Origin of the sequence: Streptomyces sp. SirexAA-E, from assembly GCF_000177195.2 — a bacterium.
Taxonomy (GTDB): Bacteria; Actinomycetota; Actinomycetes; order Streptomycetales; family Streptomycetaceae; genus Streptomyces; species Streptomyces flavovirens.
The window spans coordinates 6,956,321-6,974,835 of record NC_015953.1; the positions used below are offsets into that span (position 1 = coordinate 6,956,321).

General features: G+C 73.1%; 21 protein-coding genes. 6 read left to right on the plus strand and 15 right to left on the minus strand.

All coding sequences use genetic code 11. The annotated features are described in order from the left end of the window. The first annotated feature begins 69 nt into the window (after positions 1-69). Positions 70-1,221 (plus strand): cytochrome P450, encoded by a 1,152-nt coding sequence (locus tag SACTE_RS30325; protein ID WP_176732111.1) that lies wholly within the window; start codon positions 70-72, stop codon positions 1,219-1,221. 70 nt (positions 1,222-1,291) lie between these two features. Here the strand turns inward: SACTE_RS30325 and SACTE_RS30330 are convergent, their stop codons facing one another. From SACTE_RS30330 to SACTE_RS30340, 3 genes are all read right to left on the minus strand, one after another. Beyond that, complete coding sequence (locus SACTE_RS30330) at positions 1,292-2,329, minus strand: alcohol dehydrogenase catalytic domain-containing protein (protein WP_014049839.1); 1,038 nt, start codon at positions 2,327-2,329, stop codon at positions 1,292-1,294. 90 nt (positions 2,330-2,419) lie between these two features. Further along, positions 2,420-3,406: a zinc-binding dehydrogenase gene (locus SACTE_RS30335; protein ID WP_014049840.1), complete on the minus strand. Its 987-nt coding sequence runs from the start codon at positions 3,404-3,406 to the stop codon at positions 2,420-2,422. 52 nt (positions 3,407-3,458) lie between these two features. Then, entirely contained in the window at positions 3,459-3,872 is a 414-nt protein-coding gene (locus SACTE_RS30340) for a cupin domain-containing protein (protein ID WP_014049841.1), read from the minus strand. Positions 3,873-4,012: 140 nt separating this feature from the next. Here SACTE_RS30340 and SACTE_RS30345 point away from each other — a divergent pair, with 140 nt between their 5' ends. Continuing rightward, positions 4,013-4,879: a helix-turn-helix transcriptional regulator gene (locus SACTE_RS30345; RefSeq protein WP_014049842.1), complete on the plus strand. Its 867-nt coding sequence runs from the start codon at positions 4,013-4,015 to the stop codon at positions 4,877-4,879. 61 nt (positions 4,880-4,940) lie between these two features. Here the strand turns inward: SACTE_RS30345 and SACTE_RS30350 are convergent, their stop codons facing one another. The 5 genes from SACTE_RS30350 to rpmG form a co-directional block, all read right to left on the minus strand. Continuing rightward, the gene (locus tag SACTE_RS30350) at positions 4,941-5,804 is read right to left on the minus strand and encodes an oxidoreductase (protein WP_014049843.1); all 864 of its coding nucleotides are present in this window, start codon (positions 5,802-5,804) and stop codon (positions 4,941-4,943) included. 129 nt (positions 5,805-5,933) lie between these two features. Continuing rightward, positions 5,934-6,170, minus strand: coding sequence for a 30S ribosomal protein S18 (gene rpsR / locus SACTE_RS30355; RefSeq protein ID WP_014049844.1), 237 nt, complete (start codon positions 6,168-6,170; stop codon positions 5,934-5,936). A 39-nt stretch (positions 6,171-6,209) separates the two neighbouring features. After that, positions 6,210-7,367: a GTP-binding protein gene (locus SACTE_RS30360; protein ID WP_014049845.1), complete on the minus strand. Its 1,158-nt coding sequence runs from the start codon at positions 7,365-7,367 to the stop codon at positions 6,210-6,212. Further along, the gene (locus SACTE_RS30365) at positions 7,364-7,618 is read right to left on the minus strand and encodes a type B 50S ribosomal protein L31 (protein ID WP_014049846.1); all 255 of its coding nucleotides are present in this window, start codon (positions 7,616-7,618) and stop codon (positions 7,364-7,366) included. Before SACTE_RS30365 ends, SACTE_RS30360 begins: the two co-directional genes overlap by 4 nt. 26 nt (positions 7,619-7,644) lie before the next feature. Then, on the minus strand, positions 7,645-7,809 hold the full coding sequence (gene rpmG / locus SACTE_RS30370) for a 50S ribosomal protein L33 (protein WP_014049847.1): 165 nt from the start codon (positions 7,807-7,809) through the stop codon (positions 7,645-7,647). 69 nt (positions 7,810-7,878) lie between these two features. On the opposite strand from rpmG, the gene rpmB reads away from it, so the two are divergent. The 3 genes from rpmB (at position 7,879) to SACTE_RS30385 (ending at position 9,183) form a co-directional block, all read left to right on the plus strand. Then, positions 7,879-8,115 (plus strand): 50S ribosomal protein L28, encoded by a 237-nt coding sequence (gene rpmB, locus SACTE_RS30375; protein WP_014049848.1) that lies wholly within the window; start codon positions 7,879-7,881, stop codon positions 8,113-8,115. Further along, entirely contained in the window at positions 8,115-8,420 is a 306-nt protein-coding gene (gene rpsN / locus SACTE_RS30380) for a 30S ribosomal protein S14 (protein ID WP_014049849.1), read from the plus strand. Before rpmB ends, rpsN begins: the two co-directional genes overlap by 1 nt. Positions 8,421-8,658: 238 nt before the next feature. Next, positions 8,659-9,183, plus strand: a complete 525-nt coding sequence (locus SACTE_RS30385; protein ID WP_014049850.1) for a DUF1648 domain-containing protein — start codon at positions 8,659-8,661, stop codon at positions 9,181-9,183. A gap of 49 nt (positions 9,184-9,232) precedes the next feature. Here SACTE_RS30385 and SACTE_RS30390 read toward each other — a convergent pair whose 3' ends face one another. The 7 genes from SACTE_RS30390 to SACTE_RS30420 all read right to left on the minus strand — a co-directional run bounded on the left by SACTE_RS30390 (position 9,233) and on the right by SACTE_RS30420 (position 16,933). Next, positions 9,233-10,015, minus strand: a complete 783-nt coding sequence (locus tag SACTE_RS30390) for a class I SAM-dependent methyltransferase (RefSeq protein ID WP_014049851.1) — start codon at positions 10,013-10,015, stop codon at positions 9,233-9,235. Then, positions 10,012-11,616, minus strand: a complete 1,605-nt coding sequence (locus tag SACTE_RS30395; protein ID WP_014049852.1) for an ATP-binding cassette domain-containing protein — start codon at positions 11,614-11,616, stop codon at positions 10,012-10,014. The genes SACTE_RS30390 and SACTE_RS30395 overlap by 4 nt, the downstream gene beginning before the upstream one ends. Continuing rightward, entirely contained in the window at positions 11,604-12,452 is an 849-nt protein-coding gene (locus SACTE_RS30400) for an ABC transporter permease subunit (RefSeq protein ID WP_014049853.1), read from the minus strand. The genes SACTE_RS30395 and SACTE_RS30400 overlap by 13 nt, the downstream gene beginning before the upstream one ends. Beyond that, complete coding sequence (locus tag SACTE_RS30405; RefSeq protein WP_014049854.1) at positions 12,449-13,393, minus strand: ABC transporter permease; 945 nt, start codon at positions 13,391-13,393, stop codon at positions 12,449-12,451. The genes SACTE_RS30400 and SACTE_RS30405 overlap by 4 nt, the downstream gene beginning before the upstream one ends. Before the next feature lies 1 nt (position 13,394). Beyond that, the gene (locus SACTE_RS30410; protein WP_014049855.1) at positions 13,395-14,924 is read right to left on the minus strand and encodes an ABC transporter substrate-binding protein; all 1,530 of its coding nucleotides are present in this window, start codon (positions 14,922-14,924) and stop codon (positions 13,395-13,397) included. 184 nt (positions 14,925-15,108) lie between these two features. Continuing rightward, positions 15,109-16,005, minus strand: a complete 897-nt coding sequence (locus tag SACTE_RS30415) for a TIGR03619 family F420-dependent LLM class oxidoreductase (protein ID WP_014049856.1) — start codon at positions 16,003-16,005, stop codon at positions 15,109-15,111. Between the two features lie 259 nt (positions 16,006-16,264). After that, a complete protein-coding gene (locus SACTE_RS30420) occupies positions 16,265-16,933 on the minus strand; it encodes a hypothetical protein (RefSeq protein WP_014049857.1) in 669 nt (222 codons plus the stop codon). Positions 16,934-17,172: 239 nt separating this feature from the next. Here SACTE_RS30420 and SACTE_RS30425 point away from each other — a divergent pair, with 239 nt between their 5' ends. Then, a complete protein-coding gene (locus SACTE_RS30425; protein ID WP_014049858.1) occupies positions 17,173-18,384 on the plus strand; it encodes a HupE/UreJ family protein in 1,212 nt (403 codons plus the stop codon). The last annotated feature ends 131 nt before the right edge of the window (positions 18,385-18,515 follow it).

An 18,515-nucleotide genomic window follows, 5' to 3' on the forward strand; every position in this document is an offset into this window, starting at 1 on the left:
GGCCAAGGAGGCACAGTGACCACCGCCGAACACCCGCCCCCCGGCTCCGCAGCCCCGGCTCACGTCCCGATGCACTGCCTGCACTTCGAAAAACCGGGCCCGCCCCGCCCCACCGAACTCCCCGACGGATCCCCCGCCTGGCTGGTCAGCCGCTACCCCGACGTCCGGCAGGTGCTCTCCGACCCCCGCTTCGGCCGGGCGCGGCTGTACGCGGACGAGGCCCCCTCCCTCTTCGACGCGCCCGACATCGTGAACAACCCCGACCTGATGTTCAACCAGGACGGGCCCGACCACCTGAGGCTGCGCCGCACCCTGCGCCGCGCCTTCACCCCGCGGGCGGTCGCCCGCTGGCGGCCGTGGATCACCGAGATCGTGGAGCAGCTCCTCGACGGAATGGCGCGGGAGCCGCGGCCGGCCGACGTGGTGGAGACGTTCACCTTCCCGCTGCCGGTGGCCGTCATCAGCCGGCTGATGGGGCTCGACCCGTCCGTCCGGGGCCGGCTGCGCCACTGGACCGAACACGCCTTCTCGGACGGCTCCCACGAAGGGGAGCAGGTGGAGTCGGTCCTGCGGGAGTTCAGCGCGTTCGGAGCCGCACTCCTCGACGAGCGGCGCCGGGCTCCCGGTGACGACCTGATCAGCGGCCTCGTCCGCGCGGCCGACGAAGAGGGCGACATCCCCGAGGCACAACTGGTGAGCCTGGTGTGCGGCCTGGTCGTCGGCGGCCACGACAGCACGATGACCATGCTCGGCAACGGACTCCTCTACCTCCTGGGAGAACGGCCCGACGCCTGGCGCCGGCTGGGCACCGACGAGGAGGCGGCCGGGACGGTGGCGGACCGGCTGATCCACCTCGTCCCGCTGGGGGACGACCGGGGCTCGGCACGTCACGCCTCGGCGCAGGCGGTGATCGGCGGGGTGACGATCCCGGCCGGAGCCGTCGTCCTCGCGGACTGCGGCATGGCCAACCGCGACCCGGACGTCTTCCCGAGCCGCCTGGCCGACGGGCTCTTCACCCCGCTGGAGGCGCCCACCCTCTCCTTCGGGGCGGGAGCCCACTACTGCCTCGGCGCGTGGCTGGCCCGGGTAGAGCTCCAGATCGCCCTGCACCGCCTGGCCGCCCGCTTCCCGGACCTGCGCCTCGCGGAACCGGTGGACGCCGTCACGTGGCGTACCGGCAGCACCTCCCGGAGCCCGCAGAGCCTCAGGGTGACCTGGTAGCCGCCCACCGCCCGACCGTCGCCCCGCGCACGGCGCTCCCGGTGGACAGGCCCACCGGGAGCGCGCGGGATCAGGGGGTGACCAGGACCTTCAGCGCCCGGCGCTCGTCCATCGCCCGGTAGCCGTCCGCAACCCGCTCCAGCGGCACGGCGCGGTCGAAGACCCGGCCGGGATCGACCGTGCCGTCCAGGACGGCGGGCAGCAGCTCGTCGATGTACGCCCGTACCGGCGCGGGCCCTCCGGTCAGGGTGACGTTCGGCCCGAAGAGGCTGCCGAAGCCCACCGGGGCGTCCTCGTACTGCGGCACGCCGACCCGGCTGATCACTCCACCGGGGCGGACGGCGCCGACGGCCGTCTCGTACGCCGGCATGTGCCCGACGGCCTCCAGGACCGCGCGGGTGCCGTGGCCGCCGGTCAGGTCCCGGACCTTCGCGACGCCCTCGTCACCGCGCTCGGCGACGACGTCGGTGGCGCCGAACTCGCGGCCGAGGTCGGTGCGGTCCTTGTGGCGGCCCATGAGGATGATCCGTTCCGCGCCGAGCTGCTTCGCCGACAGCACCGCCAGGAGGCCCACAGCCCCGTCGCCGATGACGGTCACGCTGTCACCGGGCCGGACGCCGGCCTGCTTCGCCGCGTGGTGGCCGGTGCCGTAGACATCGGCCAGGGTCAGCAGCGACGGCAGCAGCGCCGCGTCCACACCTGCCGGCAGCCTCACCAGTGTGCCCTGTGCCTGCGGCACGCGTACGGCCTCGGCCTGGCACCCGCCGGTACCCCCGGCGGCGAAGAAGCCGCCCTGGGGGCAGGAGGTGTGCAGGCCCTCACGGCAGTACGGGCAGGTGTTGTCCGCGAAGGCGAAGGGGGAGACCACCAGGTCGCCCCGGCTCAGCCCGGACACCTCGGAACCGAGCTCCTCCACGACGCCGAGGAACTCGTGCCCCATCGGCGCCGGGCCGTCGGCAGCGGCCATCGCGTGGAAGGGGTGCAGGTCGCTGCCGCACACACAGGAGCGCAGGATGCGCACGACGGCGTCGGTCGGCTTCTCGATCACCGGGTCCGGCGCGTCCTGGACGCGTATGTCTCCGGCTTCGTACAGGAATGCTGCCCGCATGGGGACGGCTCGCTCTCTGTCGCGTTCGAAACGAGGGGCCCGCCCCGGGCCGCGGCCGGGCGGGGGGCGGGCGGATGTACGAGGTCCCCGTCAGGGGACGGTCAGGATGATCTTTCCGTGGGGACGGTGGGAGCGGAGCCGCTGCCCTGCCTCGGCCGCGGTGGCGAACGAGTAGGTGCTGTCGACCAAGGGGCGGATCCTCCCGTCGGCGACCGCGGGCAGGAGCTGCTCACCGGCGGCGGCGATCACCGCACCGAGCTCCGCGGGGCGGGTGAAACCGAAGGACACCCCGCGCACCCGCAGATGCCGGTAGGAGAGGGCGTCCAGGTCGATGGTCGAGGACGCGGTGTCCAGGCGGCCGATGTTGACCACCGCCCCGTCCACGCGGGTGGCCGGCAGACACGCGGCGAACGTCCGGCCGCCGACGTGGTCCAGGACCACGTCCGCGCCCTGGCCGCCGGTGGCGTCCAGCACTGCCCGGGTGAGGTCCTGCTCCGAGGTGACCGCGACCGTGTCCGCCCCGGCCCGTTCCAGCAGCGGGGCCTTGGCGGCGTTGCGGGTGGTGGCGACGATGCGGCCGGCGCCGAGGGCCCGGGCGGTCTGCACGCCGATCAGACCGATGCCCGAGGTCGCCGCCGTGATCAGCACCGCCTGTCCCGGTTCGTAGCCGCCGGCCATCAGGGCGCCGTGCTCGGTCAGCAGGCCGGTCGGCAGGGCGCAGGCCTCCTCGTAGCCGAGCTCGTCGGGCACGGGAAGCACGTGCCGGTGGTCGGCGACGACGTACTGGGCGAACGAGGCGGGGCTGGTCCCCATCACCCGCGCCCCCACGGCGACGGACCGCACACCGTCCCCGACGGCAGCGACCTCACCGGCACACTCGTACCCCGCCCGGTACTCGCGGCCCGTGCCCCCGGCCGTCGGATCGGCGGCCGCCAGCATGACGGGATCGGCGTTGTTCACCGACACCGCCCGGGCGCGCACCAGCACCTGCCCCGGGCCGGGCCGCGGGACCGGGATCTCACGGGCCTCCCAGTCGGGGCCGGTGCCGCCGAACAGCGCGGTCATCGTCGCGGGCATGGGGACTCCTTCACGTACGTGCGGGGCGCCGGGCGCCGCCGGGGCGCGGGGATCAGCGGTTCCGGGTGCGGGGCCCGCCGTACTGCCCGTCGGTGACCTTCTCCAGCCAGGTGGTCTCCGGCCGGTCGTCGTCCGGGCCCTCCCACATGGCCAGATGCTGCATGAAGCGGTCGCCGGTGGCGCCGTGCCAGTGCTCCTCGCCGGGCGGACAGGCCACCGTCTCGCCGGGGTACGCCTCGAAGACGGTGCCGTCGCGCGTCCCGATCAGGGCGACGCCCTCGACCACGTGGAGGGTCTGCCCGACCGCGTGGTGATGCCACGCCGTCCGGGCACCCGGGGAGAAGCGCACCATGTTCACCCGCATGCGCGAGGGCGCCTGACCTGCGCAGATGACATCGAACCAGACATCCCCCGTGAACCAGTCCCGGGGTGCCCTCGTGGTGGGGCCGGGCTTGACGAATTCCATCGCGTCCCTCTCCTTCGCTCCTCTCCAGGCTCACACCACCGGGCAAAGGCGCAAAGGGGACAGTTTCCTCGGGGGAGCAGAACATCCTGGGACAGAACTCTCCCCCTGAGGGACACGCGTCCGGTGCCACACTGGAATCCATGAGTCCCGACGCGCACCTCAACGAACTGGGCGAGTTCCTCAAGGCCCGCCGGGCCGAACTCAGCCCCCGTACCGTCGGGCTGCCCGACAGTCCTGGCCCGCGCCGCGTCGCCGGCCTGCGCCGGGAGGAGGTGGCCCGGCTCGCGGCCATCTCCACGGACTACTACACGCGCCTGGAGCAGGGCCGCATGCAGGCCTCCGCCCCCGTGCTGGACTCCCTCGCCCAGGCCCTCCACCTCGATGACGACCAGCGCGGATACCTGTTCGGTCTCGCCGGGAAGGAGATCGCCCGTCCCAGGCGGCGGACACGGCAGAAGGTCCAGCCGCAGCTGCGGCGCCTGCTGGACGACCTCACCGTCACCCCGGCCGTCGTCATGGGCCGCCGCATGGACGTCATCGCCTGGAACCAGCTCGCCGCGGCGCTCATCACCGACTTCGGGAAGCTCCCGGAGAAGGACCGCAACTACGTCCGCGTCCTCTTCACCGACCCGGCCATGCGCACCCTGTACGCCGACTGGAAGACCGTGGCCCGCACCTGCGTCGCCCAGCTGCGCATGGAGGCCGCGAAGTACCCCGACGACCCCCGCCTGACCGCGCTTGTCGGTGAACTCTCCGTGCAGGACCCGGACTTCCGTACCTGGTGGGCCGGTCACCACGTCGCGGCCCTCAACGTCGGCACCAAGACCCTGCACCACCCCGTGGCCGGCGAACTGGCCCTGGACTGGGACACCCTCACCGCCACGACCGACCCCGATCAGCAGCTCGTCATCTGGACCGCCGAGGTCGGCGGCCCCACCCACGACGGCCTGCGCATCCTCGCCTCCTGGGCCGCCGACCAGCCCCTGACGGCGATGCCGGCCGGCTGAGGTCCCCCGACCGCCGGGCACGTACACGGTCACGGCCACGCGGCGACCGCCGTCGAGACGGTCACGCTCCGGGCGACCGGACCCGGGCAGGGGCGTCGTCGTGGTCGGTGGACAGAGCCAGGTGCCGCCACACGGCGGACTCCTCGCGGAGCTGCGCGATCTTGCGCTCGAGCTCCGCCACGCAGTCGCTGCCCAGCTGGGCGCGCACCGGCGGCGTGCCCGCGTCGGCGAGGGCGAGGACGGCGGCGGCTCCCTTGACGGGGTCCCCGGGCTGCGCGTGGTTGAGACCGGGGACCGCCCCGCGTACGGCTCCCGATGTCGCCGCGTAGTCGGCGATGACGGTGTCCTCGGTGTGCAGGCTGCCCGCGTCGAGGAAGTCGGTGCGGAAATACCCGGGCTCGACGAGCGTCACCCCGATGCCCAAGGGGGCCAGCTCCGCGTGCATCGCCTCGGAGATCCCCTCCACGGCGAACTTGGTGGAGCAGTAGATCCCGAAGCCCGCGGAACTGCTGAACCCGCCCAGGGAGCTGAAGTTGAGCACCCGCCCGGACCGCTGCCGGCGCATCACCGGGAGCACGGCGCGGCTGACGGCGAGCAGACCGAAGACGTTCGTGTCGTACACCGCGCGGACCGCGGCGTCCGACGCCTCCTCCACGGCACCCAGCAGGCCGCGCCCGGCGTTGTTGACCAGGACGTCGATCGTCCCGAACGCCTCCACGGCGGCGGCGACCGCCGTACGGACCTGCTCCTCGTCGGTGACGTCGAGTGCGAGCGCGAGCAGCCGGTCCCCGTACCCGGGCAGCGCCCGCGTGACGGCCTCGGGGTTCCGGGCGGTCGCCACGACGCCGTCGCCCCGGTCGAGCGCCTGGCGTGCGATCTCCCGGCCGAAGCCGCGCGAAGCACCGGTGATGAACCACGTGGTCATGTGAACTCCTCCGACAAGGGGGCCCGGCACGGCGCCCCCGGCATGTGTGGTGCGGTGCCTCTCATGCTGATCGCGTCGGGGTCGCTCGACCAGGGAAGGATGTACCTAGGAACAGCCCCCCCCGGCGTCTCATCCCCTCCACGGGCCGGAGCAGGGGAGAAGAGCCATCTCCCGTGCGTTCTTGACGGCGGTGGCGATGTGTCGCTGCTGCCGCGCGCTGACGCGGGTCACGCGGCGGCTGCGGATCTTGCCCCGGTCGGAGACGAACTTCCGCAGCAGATCGGTGTCCTTGTAGTCGATGTACGTGATCCCGGCCGCGTCGAGCGGGTTGGGGCGGGGCTTGCGGGGGTCGGTACGGCGTGTCATCGGATTTCCTCGCGGTGGGCGGTGGGCGGTGGGCGGTGGTCAGCTGACCGGGTCGAGGAGGGAGTCGAAGGCCGGCGGGAGGCTCTTCCACGCCTCGTGCCCGGCCTCGTACTCCGCGTCGGTGAGCAGGCAGGAGTCCAGCAGTGCGGTGAGTCCGTCGCGGTCGAGACCGGGGGAGACGAAGACGAGGTGCTGGCAGCGGTCGCCGTGCTCGGGATGCCAGTCGAGGGCGGCGGCCGCCCGGCGGAAGGGCGGCACCGTCTCCCAGGCCGCGTCCGGCAGGGACGCCAGCCAGGGGCCGGTGTCCTCGACGCACAGGGCACCGCCTGCCGCGTCCCAGGAGAGCAGCGTGTCGGGCCGGTCGGCGAGCCAGAACCGGCCGCGGCTGCGGGCCGCCGCGCAGCACAGGTCCTCCAGTGCCTCGTAGAGGCGCTCGGGGTGGAAGGGGCGGTGCCTGCGCCAGACGAGGGTGCTGACCCCGGACTCGTCGGCCTCCTGGGGGAGGAGCGCGCAGGCGGGGTGCTGGGCGGCACTGGCCGCCTCCACGTCGAAGCCGGCCAGGGCCAGCCTCGTCAGGGCGTCCGACCGTGCTTCGGCCCGCCGGGCCGTGGGGTGCAGCTGCCTGATGAGCGCGCGGTCCTCCTCGTCCGCCGTCTCGCTGTCGACGAGGGCCAGCACCGAGGCGTACTCAAGCTGCCGGGCCCAGGTGTCCGAGACGGTGCGCTGGTCCGAGGCGGCGGCCGCCAGCCCGGCTTCCGCCAGGTCGTCGCCGTTGGCGAGGTACGGCAGGACGAGGGCCGGATCGACCGCGGTGACCACGCCCCTGACCTCGGCCCACTCCCCGCCGTGGGCGGCGATGACCTCGGCCATGGCCTTCGGCTCCACGGAGTCCCAGAGTTCGAGGACGGCGAGGCGGGTGATCCCGTCCGAGGCGAGCCTTTCCAGCTCCGGGATCAGGTCCTCCCGCAGGGCACAGCAGGCGCAGTCGTTCACCAGCGGTACCTCACCGCCCGCCCTCTCGCCCGCGGTGTCGCGGACCGTACGGCGCACGGTCCCTCCCCGCGCGGTCGCCAGGTCGTGGTGCAGCGCGACGCTGTGGGGGACGTCGTCGAGCAGTCCCTCCACCACCTCGCGGCGTGCCTCGGAGTGCAGTCCGCCGACGATGACGACGGGCAGCTTCCCGTCGTCCTCCGTCACCGGCTCTCCCGGTTGCCGTAGCGGCGCTCGAACCGCTCCACCCGGCCCGCCGTGTCCAGGACACGGGCGGTGCCGGTGTAGAAGGGGTGGCTCGCGGAGGAGATCTCCACGTCGACCACCGGGTAGGTGTTGCCGTCCTCCCACTCGACGGTGTGTTCGCCGGTGAGGGTGGAGCGGGTCAGGAAGGCGAAGTCGGCGGCCTTGTCGCGGAAGACGACGGGACCGTACGCGGGGTGGATTCCGGGCTTCATGGCGGTGTCCTTCGGGTCGGGGCGGGTCAGCGTTCTTCGCGGAAGTCCACGTGGCGGCGGACCAGCGGATCGAACTTCCGCAGCACGAGCCGGTCGGGGTCGTTCCGCCGGTTCTTGCGGGTCACGTAGGTGTAGCCGGTGCCTGCGGTGGAGCGGAGCTTGACGACCGGGCGTAGTTCGTTGCGAGCCATGACGCTACTATATGGCAATGGTTTCCATGTTCAATAACGGAACCCCATCGATGAGAGGCAGGTAACACCGTGTCCGCCCACTGCCAACTGACCGGCGCTCAGCCGGGCTTCGGCAACCACATCTCCCACTCCCACCGGCGCACCTCCCGTCGGTTCGACCCGAACATCCAGCGCAAGCGCTACTGGCTGCCCAGTGAGGGGCGCCATGTGCGCCTGACGCTGAGCGCCAGGGCGATCAGGACGATCGACACCATCGGCGTCGAGGCAGCGGTGGCCCGCATCCGGGCGCGAGGGGGCAAGGTCTGATGGCGAAGAAGAGCAAGATCGCGAAGAACGAGAAGCGCAAGGCGGTCGTCGAGCGCTACGCGGCCCGTCGGGCCGAGCTGAAGGAGATCATCCGCCGCCCCGGCACCCCGGACGCGCAGAGGTCCGCGGCCGTCGACGAGCTGCGGCGCCAGCCGCGCGACGCCAGTGCCACGCGGGTCCGCAACCGCGACGGTGTGGACGGCCGCCCGCGCGGACACCTGCGGAAGTTCGGGCTGTCCCGGGTACGGATGCGGGAGCAGGCGCACGCCGGTCTGCTGCCCGGGGTGACCAAGTCGTCCTGGTGACCGCTGCGGAACAGCACTGGGGCGGGCGGCGGTTCACCGGAAGACCGGCGCCGCCGCACACCTCGCACCCCCGCCCCCGTGCCCGCCCCCGGGCCGGTGGGCGGGGCGCGTCACCGTACGCGGTGGCGCGCCCGCGGCCGGGCCGCAGGGTTCCGGCTCTCCGTACCGGCCTGCTCCCGGCGCGGAGACCGGCCCCGGCCCCTTTCCAATCGCGCGCCCACACCGCAGGATCGGTGCCATGGTCTTCACGTCTCCGATCCGGCTGTGGCTGCTCCCCAGCGCCGTCGTCCTCGCCGCCATGGGCGTGTGGGGCTCCCTCCGCTACAGCCACCTGCCGGAGCGCATACCGAAGCACATCGGCGCCGGCGGAGTGGACGCATGGACGGAACGGTCCGTCGGCAGCGCGTTCCTGCTGGTCTTCGTGTACGCGGCCGTCACGCTGCTGATGGCCGGCACGGCCGAACTGACCCTGCGCGTGACCCCGCGCGACGAGATGCCCGCCACGGACGCCGCTCCGTTCGCCGTCGGCGCGTCCTCGTCCGTCAACCGCCCCTGCAGCCGGGAATCCGCCCGCCGGATCGCGCGGTCCCTGCTGCTGCTCAACATGTCCGTCGGCATATCCCTGCTCATCGGCTGCGGAATCCTCTGGCGTTCCACGCCCGATCCGGAGGTGTCCGCCTGGCTGTTGGCCGCGATGACGGTGCCGATCCTCGCCGGCACCGTCCTGACGGTCGTCGCGGCGCTCGGCGACCGGAAGCGCTGAGCCGTCGTCGCCGCCGGGCGCCCTCACCGCCCGGTGCCGCACGCGCTTGTCAGCGCAGGGCGGCCACCAGCGCGTCGCTCGCGGAGCACCACACCTGCCGCGCCTCGCCGAACCCCTGCTCCAGCAGCGTCTCGACGTGCCAGCGGGTGAGGGTCGGGCGGTCGCGCCGCCCGGCCTCGGGCGCCGGCTGCCGCGGGTCGCCCAGCAGGGCGAAACGCCTGGCCGCGGCGTCGGTGAGGGAGGGGTCGCGGGCCACCGCGTCCCACCAGTCCGCCCAGTCCAGCGCTCCTTGCCGCCGCTGCTGTTCCTTGCGCCGTGTGTGCAGGGCCTGGAGGGCCGCGTCGATGCGGGGTGCGCGGTCGTCGCCCATATGGTCGGCGTTGAGGAACACCCCACCCTCTCGCACCAGCCCGGCCAGGTCCCCGTAGAGGCGGCGCAGCGGTTCGGTGTCCAGCCAGTGCAGGGCGGTGGCCGTCACCACGGCGTCGTAGGAGGGGTGGGGGAGGCGCTCCGTCCAGGCGGGGGCGGTGAGGTCGGCCTCGACGAAGGTGACGCGGCCGTCGCCGGCGAAATGCCCGCGCGCGATGGTCAGGAGTGCCGGGTCGATGTCCACGCAGGTGCTGGCCGCGCCGGGCAGCCGTCGCAGCAGCCGGTCGGAGATGCTGCCCGTGCCGCAGGCCAGGTCGAGGACGCGCGGGGTGGGGCCCGCCACGGCCTCGACCGTGTCGAGCATGACCCGGAAGCGTTCCTCCCGGTCCGGCATGTACCACTCCTGCTGGCGGTCCCAACTGGTTTGCCAGCTCTGCCAGTCGGTGGTGGCCGTTGCTGTCATGATTGCGGTTGTTCCTTTCCTTGTACGCCGTGCGGCGTCGAGGGGCCCGTGACGGCCGCGGATCCCAGATCCCGGGAGCGCAGCAGCAGGCGGGTGGTCTCCGAGCGCGGAGAGGCGAGGACGGCACGGCGGTCGCCGCTGTCCACGACGCCGCCCCGGTCGAGGACCACCAGGTCGTCGGCCAACTGCTCGACGAGACGCAGGTCGTGGCCGATCCACAGCACGGCTGTCCGGCTCTCCCCGCGCAGCCGGGCGATCTCCTCCGTCACCAGCCGGGTGCTGACGGCGTCCAACGCGGTGGTGATCTCGTCGCAGATCAGCACGTCGGGTTCGGCGAGCAGGGCCCGGGCCAGCGCGGCGCGTTGCAGCTCACCGCCGGAGAGCGCTCCGGCGTGCCGCGCCGCCTGCTCCGAGGAGAGCCCGAGCCGCTCCCACACCTGCCTCGCCCGCCGTACGGCCTCCTGCGGCGACAGCCCGCGCAACCGAACCGCGGTGCGGGCCACCTGGTCCAGTACGGTGCGCCGCTCGTCGAAGGAGTTCCGTACCTCCTGCCACACGTACTGCACCGCCCGGATCTGCCGGGGCGTCCGGTGGCGGAGGACGGGCAGCGGCTCGCCGAACAGGGCCAGCCGCCCGTCGTGGCGTTCGTGGAGTCCGGCGAGGCACCGTGCGAGGACCGTCTTGCCGCTGCCCGAGGGGCCCACCACCCCGGTGCAGCCGGCCTCCGGCACCCGCACCGTCACGTCGTGGAGTACCTCGCCCCGGCGTCCGGGCCGCAGCCACGCCGACAGGCCGTGTGCCTCCAGGGCGTTCCTGCCGCCGGAGGAGGGGGACGGCCCGGTCGCGGGAGCCGGGAGAGCGGCGGGGGGACGTACGGGCAGGAGGGCCGCCGTGCCGCCCATGTCCGTCACCCGCCCCCGGTCCAGCAGAATCGTGCGGGCGGCGACCGCCCGTACCAGGTCGTGGTCGTGGCTCAGCAGCAGGACCGCGATGCCTTGCGCGGCGAGCCGGGCCAGCTCGCCCGCCAGCCGCAGTCGTGCCACCGTGTCCAGCCCCGTGCTGGGCTCGTCGAGGACCACGGCGCGCGGCCCGCAGACCAGCACCTGGGCCAGTGCCACCCGTTGCCGCTGCCCGCCGGAGAACTGGTGCGGGAAGCGGCGGAGGGTCGCGGGGCCGTCCGGCATCCCGGCGGTACGCAGGGCTCCGGCCGCGTACTCCGCGGCGGCCTGACGTCGGTGGGCTTCCGGCCGGTGCAGCCGGGCGAGTTCGGTCAGGACCGACCCGATCCGCCGGGCCGGATTCAGGGCATGGGCCGGGTGCTGCGGCATGTAGGCGACCACCCGGCCGCGCACGGCCGGAGCGAGGGGTGTCGGACCGTCGGCGGACACGACCGCGGTGCCCGCGACCCCCACCGTCCCGGTGAGCCGTACGCCGGGAGCCGACTCGCCCAGCAGGGCCAGGGCGACGGTGGTCTTGCCGCTGCCGGAGGGCCCGACGAGTGCGGTCACCTCGCCCGGGGCGACGGCCAGATCGACGTCGTCCAGCAGGACGGCCGTCCCCGCACGCGCCGTCAGTCCACGGACCTCGATCACCGGTTCCATGCCGTCGCCTTCCCCTGGGAGCCCTCGCGGTGTCCGGCCCCGCGCGGCAGCAGCCCGTCGGCCAGCAGATTGACGCCGACGGTGAACATCACCAGCATCAGCGCCGGAGCGCAGACCGCCCAGGGCTGCACGAACAGCGCATCCCTGCTCGCGGCGATCGACACGCCCCAGTCCGGCGAGGTCGGGTCCAGGCCGAGCCCCAGGAAGTTGGCGGCGGCGACGGTGAAGACCGCGGACCCGACCCTGGTCCCGGCGTCGGCGACCGCGACCGGCAGGACCGCGCGTCCCACGTGCCCGACCAGGATCCGCGCCGACGACTCGCCCTGGAGCCGCATCGCCTCCGCGACGGGACCGCTGGCCGCGTCCAGCGCCGCAGCCCGCAACAGGCGCGCCACGGCCGGTACGTTGAGAGCGGCCACCGCCAGCGCCACAGCGACCGGATGCCCGCGCCAGCCGATTCCGACGACGCTGATCACCAGTAGCGAGGGGAGCGGCAGCAGCAGCTCGACGGGCCGCATCAGCAGATCGTCTAGCCACCTGCTGCGGGACGCCGCGGCCGTCAGGCCGAGTACGGCGCCGACGGCGACGGCCAGGGCCACGGCGGCGCACGCCACCCCCAGCGCGCTGACCCCGCCCCGCAGGAGCAGTGCGACGACGTCGCGTCCCAGGACGTCCGTGCCCAGCAGGTGCCCGTCGCCCATGGCGTACGGCATGCCGTTCGAGGGGACGGCGGCGTCCGTGACGAACGGGCCGATCAGGGCGGCGGCGACCGGCGGGAGCAGGAGCAGCGCCCCGAGCGTCGCGCGCCGGCCACGTCCGGACCGCCGGTCGCTCATCGCAGTACCTCCGTACGCGGGGCCAGCCTCCGGCTGACCAGGTCGGCGGCGAGGTTCAGCAGGCAGGCCACGGCGGCCAGGGTGAGGGTGAGCGCCTGGACGGTGGGCACGTCGCGGTTCTGTACGGCGTCGACCAGCGCCGTCGCGGTGCCGGGAATGGCGAACACGGCCTCGACCACGAGCACCCCGCCCAGCAACTGGTCACCGGTGCGCGCCAGTTCCTGCACGCCCGGGACCGCCGCGTTGGGCAGCAGATGCCGCAGCACCAGCCGGACGGGAGGCACCCCCAGGCGACGGGCCTGCACCGTGTAGCCGGCGCCCAGCGACGTGATGGTGCCGGCCCGGATCTGCCGGGACAGCACGCACACCGTCCGGGCCAGCAGGACCACCACCGGCAGCACGAACAGCTCCGGGCGCTGCCACCACAGGTCGTCGGCCCCCACCCAGGTGGAGGGAAGCCATCCCAGGCGCAGGGAGAACAGCGCCACCAGCAGCAGTGCCAGGACGAAGTCCGGCACGGAGGTCAGCGTCAGCGTCACGGCGGAGACCACGCGGTCGGTACGACTGCCGGCCCGCAGCCCCGTCACCAGGCCGACGGCCACCGCCAGCGGGACCAGCAACAGGATCGTGACGGCGGCGAGCGCGGCCGTCGCCGCGACGGAGTGCGCCAGCACATCACCCACCGGGCCCCCGCCGACCAGTGAGGTGCCGAGGTCGCCGGTGAGCAGCCCGTGGGCCCAGTCGGCGAAGCGTGTGGCCAACGGCCGGTCGAGGCCCATCTGTTCGCGCAGCCGGGCCACCTGGTCAAGGTCGGCCTGCTCGTTGAAGCCGACGGTCGCCGCGTCGCCCGGCAGCAGGTCGGTCAGCAGGAAGACGAGGACGCTGAGGACGGCGAGCTGTACGACGGTCCAGCCGCTCCGGCGCAGGGCGTACCGCAGCACCTCAGTCCAGCCACACCGTGTCGAACCTGGCCCAGTCCACGGTGTTCGGCTGGGCCTCCTTCACGCCGTGCACAGCCCGGGAGACGGCGTTCAGCCACTGGGGGTGGGCCCACAGGACGAGCCCACCACGATCCCGGAGCGTCTCCTGCATGGACCGGTAGCGCTCCTCGCGCCGCTCGTCGTCCGTGACGGCCTGCGCCGCAGCGAAGGCGTCGTCGAAGTCGCGGCGCTGCCAGGCGGTGGCGTTCTGCGGCGAGTCGGTCAGCAGCCGCTCGCTGATGTACGTGGGGATCGGCATGGCCCCGCAGCGGTGGTTGGCCACGGCCCCGGTGGTCAGCACATCGGTGAAGTACGACTCGGGCGGCCCGTTGGTGATCTTCACCCGCAACCCCGCCTCGCCCGCCTGCTCGGCGAAGAGGTGGGCGGCCTGGGCGAAGCTGTCCGAGGCCGTGGACGTGTAGAAGGGCACCGTCTTGTGGATCAGTCCCGACCGCCGCAGCAGGCGCCTCGCTTCCGCCACATCCCGCTCTCGCTGTTCCAGGCCTTCCGGGTAGTACGTGTAGCCCTTGCCGTAGAGGTCGTTGCCGATCTCGGCGCGGCCGGCGCAGACCACGTCCACCAGTTGTCTCCGGTCGACGAGCAGCTTGATCGCCATCGCCGCGTCCGGGTCGTCGAAGGGCGGCCGGTCCGTCTTCAGGACGAAACCCTGGACGCCGCTGCGCGCGGTGGCCACCACCCGCACCCGGCTGTCGTGCTCGACCGTGCGGGCGAAGGTGGGCGTCATCTCGTGCGCGTAGTGGATCTCGCCACTGCGTACGGCGGCGGCCCGTGCCTCACTCTCCGCGGACAGGATGCGCACCTCGTCCAGGTGCGGGGCGCCGTTCCAGTGGTCGTCGAAGCGGCGGGCGACGAACGAGCGTCCCGCGGTGAAGGAGGTGAACGTGAACGGTCCTGTTCCCACGGGACGCCTCGGATCGTCCCAGCCGTCGCGGACGATCGCGGTCCCCGTCATCGCCAGCAGGGCGGGGAACTCGGCGTTGGGCCGGGTGAGCCGGATCTCCACACTCCGCCCGCCCAGGGCGCGGGAGTTGGCGAGGTCCACATGGGAGAGGGACTTCTGCGCCAAGTGGTCGGCGGCTTTGGGGTCGAGGATCCGCGAGAGGCTGTAAAGGACGTCGTCGGCGTCGAGGAGGTGCCCGTCGTGGAAGCGGGCCGACCTCAGCTCGAACCGCCAGACGCGCGCCGAGGCGTCACTGGACCAGGCGCGGGCCAGTCTCGGGACGGGGCGCAGGGAGGCGTCCAGGTCGACGAGCTTGTCGAAGACGGCCTTGTGCCGGGCGATGTCGACGAACTGCCGCTGTGCGTGCGGGTCCATCGTCTCCTTGATGCCCGCACCCGGGAAGGCGGCACGCAGGCTCCCGCCCTTCGTGGGGGAGGAGGCGGAGGTGGCCGAGGAGCAGCCGGTGACCAGGCCGGTTCCCACGGCGGCTGCCGCGAGGAGGACGTCTCGGCGGGTGGGGACGACCGGCACCGGAGCACCTTCCTGATGAGTTTCCCTTACATATGCATCCAATGTGTTGTTGCGAGTGATGTGCAAGAGTGCCGCTAGTGGCGTGGGTCACACCTCGCGGGTGGAGGGGTGGGCGGCGGGTGTCCGTTCGCCTCCCGCGGCCCACCCTGTCCCGCGCTGCCGAACCGGAGCGGCCCCGGGGAGGTCAACGGGCTGTGTCGAGCACCTTCCGCACCCACTCCAGCGCGTGGTCGACGTCGTGCGCGACGTTCATCAGTTCCACGAAGCAGTGGGCGACGTCCGTCTCCCGCCCGGCGTCCCGGATCGTCCCCACCACCTCGTCGAGGGTCGTCTCCGGGGTCGGGTACACCCGCAGGATCAGGCCGAGTTCGGACGGGTCCCGGCCTGCCTCGGAGGCCAGCCGCCGGACTTCCGCCATGGGTACGTTGACGGAGTCGGGAGCGAAGGGCTCCGAGCCCGGCCGGACGACGGGGAGCCAGCCGTCGGCCCTGCGGGCGGCGCGTCGCAGCGCGGCCGGAGCGTACCCGGCGAGATAAACGGGAGGGCGGGGGCGACGGGCGGGCTTGAGGCCCACATAGGTGGCCGGGATCCGCGTGTGCGTCCCCTCGAACTCCACCGGATCGGTGGACCACCATGCCTCCAGTGCGTCCAGGGTCTCGTCCAGCCGGGCGCCGCGCTCCTTCATCGGCACACCCGCGGCCTGGTACTCCTCCGGGGACCAGCCGATCCCGAAGCCGGGCAGCAGGCGCCCCTGGCTGATGAGGTCGATGCTGGTGAGCGAGCGGGCCAGCAGGGCGGGCGCGTAGCAGGGGGCCTGAAGGACGTTGGCGCCGATCCCGGCCCGTTCCGTGGCGGCGGCGGCCACGGCCATGACGGCGAACGGGTCGAGGACGGTCCGGAAGGTGTCCGGGATCCCGTCGCCGCCTCCGTAGCCGACGGTGGGTTCGACCGGGGCCAGGATCCGGTCGCCGACCCAGAGGCTGTCGGCGCCCAGCGCCTCCGCCTCCTTCGCGAAACGGCCGACCTCATGGGCCTGGTGGGCCAGGGCACCGATCTGGGGGAGGGTGAATCCGATACGCATGCTGCTCTCCAGGGGTAGACGGGGGAGCGGTCCTCACACCGTCGGACCGGCGAGGGCGCCGGTCCGGTCCGGCCGCTACCAGGGTGCCCGCCGAGCCGTGGAAGGATGCCGCTCCACGCCGAGACCGGCCGAGTTGCCCCGCGTGTTCCTCATCCGTGCACAGGGCCCGGCACCGGCCGCGCACCCGGGCCGCGGACGCCGTCGGCCCCACCCTCCGGGCGGACGGCGCCACGTGCGAACCCGCCCCGCGGGACAGCCCTCAGAACTCGTCCAGCCACACCACGATCCCGGTGTGCCCGCTCAGCACCGCCGCCGCTCCCGCGCGTACGGCGGCCGCGCACCGTGCGCCGGTGAAGGAGGCGGGATCGTACGTCGAGGACATGCCGAGCCCTTCCCCCCGGAAGGACGCCCCCGACCAGTCGACCGCCGTCACGTTCTCGGTGGGTTCGGCGAGTTCCGCCCCCACGACCAGGAACCGCTGGGCGAGATGGCTCGGTGTGACCGCCGCCAGGGGGTCGATGAGGTCGTTGCCCGCGCTGACGACGAGGTCCGGACGCATGTCCACTGCCCTGGTGACGGCGGGGAGCAGATCGGCGGAGCCGGACGCGGTCACCGTCCGCAGGTCCACGTCCTCGTCCTCCGCCCACTCCTTCACCGCCGTCACCAGCGTCTTCGTCGGCTCGTCGTGGCCCGCGGTGAGCAGGACGACGCGTGTGCCGGGCGAGGGGCGGACCCCCGACCACGACCCGGGGCTCGGCGTGACGGTCGACTCCGGGGCCGGTGGCGCGTCCGTGCCGATGAATCCCGCGTCCAGGACGCCGACGGCGGAAGGGCTGGGGCGCGGCTTCGACCAGTCGTCACCCGAGGCGCATCCGGTGAGCAGGGCGGCGGCCGTCACCAGAGCGGCGGCCAGGAGCGGGCGGTGCAAGACGATCGTCCTCCGGGAAGGGGCCGCGGCGAGACCGCGGCCGGCGTGGTACCGACACCCGGCGGGATGCGGGGCGGAGAGCCGGTACGGAGCGGCTTTCGGGCCATCCTGCTCCCTCGCTCCACGCGATCTCCATCGGTCCGCCCGTCATCGAACGTTTGTTTTCCCATGATTCGCTGATCCGTCGTCACCGGTTCATCCGCGACCAGCACGGTGCACGGGCAACCTCAAGGAGCCCCATGTCACCTCGTGTCCGCCGCCCCCTGCTCGCACTCGCCGCGGCGGTTCTCATCCTTCTCGGCCTGGTCCGGCCCGCCGCCGCCCATGGCTTCACCTCGACCGTCTACGCGCACGTCACCACCGGCGGCGACGGCTCGCTCCGGACCGAGCTCGAGCTGGAGTACGACCTCTTCGTCGTCTCGGCCGCCGACGCCGGATCGGACGACCCGCTCTTCCGCGCCGGGACCGACGCGTTCGAAGCCGGGGACGCCGAAGCCCAGGCCGCGGCCCTCGGCGCCCACCGCACGGCCGCCGTCCGCTACGTCACCGAGCGCTTCTCGGTCACCGCGGGCGGCACCACCTGCGAACCCGCCCCCTCCGGCGCGTTCCGGACGGGGCGCGAAGAGGACGTGCCCTACGCGCTGCTGGCCCTCGACTGGACCTGCCCCGAACACGGCACCGGGGAGTACGAGGTCCGCAGCGGCCTCTTCCCCGAATCCGAGGGCTACGTCAAGGGCACCAAGACGATCGTCACCTACGCCGTAGACGGTCACACCGGCAGCGCCGCCCTCGACGCCGGTCACCCGTCCTTCTCGATCAGCCAGTCCTGGACGCAGCGCTTCTGGGAGTTCTTCCGCCTGGGAGCCGAGCACCTGCTCACCGGGACCGACCACATCCTGTTCCTGCTCGCCCTCATCGCCGGCTCCCGTCGGCCCCGCGAGGTCGTCCTCGCCGCCACCGGTTTCACGCTGGCCCACTCCGTGACGTTCCTGCTGGCCGCACTGGGCCTGGTCGACGTCCCGGCGGGGCTGGTGGAACCCGTCATCGCGCTGTCCATCGCCGTGGTCGCCGGCTGGCACCTGTGGCGCATCCGCGGGCGCGGCACCCAGGCCACGGACCTCCGGGCGCCCGACGGAAACCGCTTCGCCCTCGACCGGGCGGGCTGGACCCGGCTCTGTGTCGTGTTCTGCTTCGGCCTCGTCCACGGCCTGGGCTTCGCCGGCGCGCTCGGCATCGAGGCCGCCTGGTCATGGACTCTGCTGTGGTCCCTGCTGGTCTTCAACATCGGCATCGAAACCGTCCAACTCGCCGTCATCGCCGTGCTGTTCCCCCTCCTGCTGCTCCTCGGGCGCCGCTCCCCGAAGGCGGCGCTGTGGGCCACGGGCGCCTTGTCGGCGGGAGTGGCCGCCATGGGGCTCGTCTGGTTCGCGCAGCGGGTGACCGGGGCGTAGGAACCGCAGGTCGGACAGCGATGTTCAGCCTCAGCCAAGATCGCATTCGCGCGGCGTTCACCTGGCGCGGAGACCGTGGCGTCCTCCACGCATGTGCACCGCATGTGCACCGTTTGCCCATAGAAGAAACG

What these genes read in the sequence shown, in the direction of transcription:
- SACTE_RS30365 (WP_014049846.1), bottom strand. Translation starts at nt 7,618, where the DNA reads ATGAAGCCCGGAATCCACCCCGCGTACGGTCCCGTCGTCTTCCGCGAC.
- SACTE_RS30325 (WP_176732111.1), top strand. Translation starts at nt 70, where the DNA reads ATGCACTGCCTGCACTTCGAAAAACCGGGCCCGCCCCGCCCCACCGAA.
- SACTE_RS30415 (WP_014049856.1), bottom strand. Translation starts at nt 16,005, where the DNA reads ATGCGTATCGGATTCACCCTCCCCCAGATCGGTGCCCTGGCCCACCAG.
- rpsN (WP_014049849.1), top strand. Translation starts at nt 8,115, where the DNA reads ATGGCGAAGAAGAGCAAGATCGCGAAGAACGAGAAGCGCAAGGCGGTC.
- SACTE_RS30340 (WP_014049841.1), bottom strand. Translation starts at nt 3,872, where the DNA reads ATGGAATTCGTCAAGCCCGGCCCCACCACGAGGGCACCCCGGGACTGG.
- SACTE_RS30385 (WP_014049850.1), top strand. Translation starts at nt 8,659, where the DNA reads ATGGTCTTCACGTCTCCGATCCGGCTGTGGCTGCTCCCCAGCGCCGTC.
- SACTE_RS30395 (WP_014049852.1), bottom strand. Translation starts at nt 11,616, where the DNA reads ATGGAACCGGTGATCGAGGTCCGTGGACTGACGGCGCGTGCGGGGACG.
- SACTE_RS30330 (WP_014049839.1), bottom strand. Translation starts at nt 2,329, where the DNA reads ATGCGGGCAGCATTCCTGTACGAAGCCGGAGACATACGCGTCCAGGAC.
- SACTE_RS30345 (WP_014049842.1), top strand. Translation starts at nt 4,013, where the DNA reads ATGAGTCCCGACGCGCACCTCAACGAACTGGGCGAGTTCCTCAAGGCC.
- SACTE_RS30390 (WP_014049851.1), bottom strand. Translation starts at nt 10,015, where the DNA reads ATGACAGCAACGGCCACCACCGACTGGCAGAGCTGGCAAACCAGTTGG.
- SACTE_RS30335 (WP_014049840.1), bottom strand. Translation starts at nt 3,406, where the DNA reads ATGCCCGCGACGATGACCGCGCTGTTCGGCGGCACCGGCCCCGACTGG.
- rpsR (WP_014049844.1), bottom strand. Translation starts at nt 6,170, where the DNA reads ATGACACGCCGTACCGACCCCCGCAAGCCCCGCCCCAACCCGCTCGAC.
- SACTE_RS30400 (WP_014049853.1), bottom strand. Translation starts at nt 12,452, where the DNA reads ATGAGCGACCGGCGGTCCGGACGTGGCCGGCGCGCGACGCTCGGGGCG.
- rpmG (WP_014049847.1), bottom strand. Translation starts at nt 7,809, where the DNA reads ATGGCTCGCAACGAACTACGCCCGGTCGTCAAGCTCCGCTCCACCGCA.
- SACTE_RS30425 (WP_014049858.1), top strand. Translation starts at nt 17,173, where the DNA reads ATGTCACCTCGTGTCCGCCGCCCCCTGCTCGCACTCGCCGCGGCGGTT.
- SACTE_RS30350 (WP_014049843.1), bottom strand. Translation starts at nt 5,804, where the DNA reads ATGACCACGTGGTTCATCACCGGTGCTTCGCGCGGCTTCGGCCGGGAG.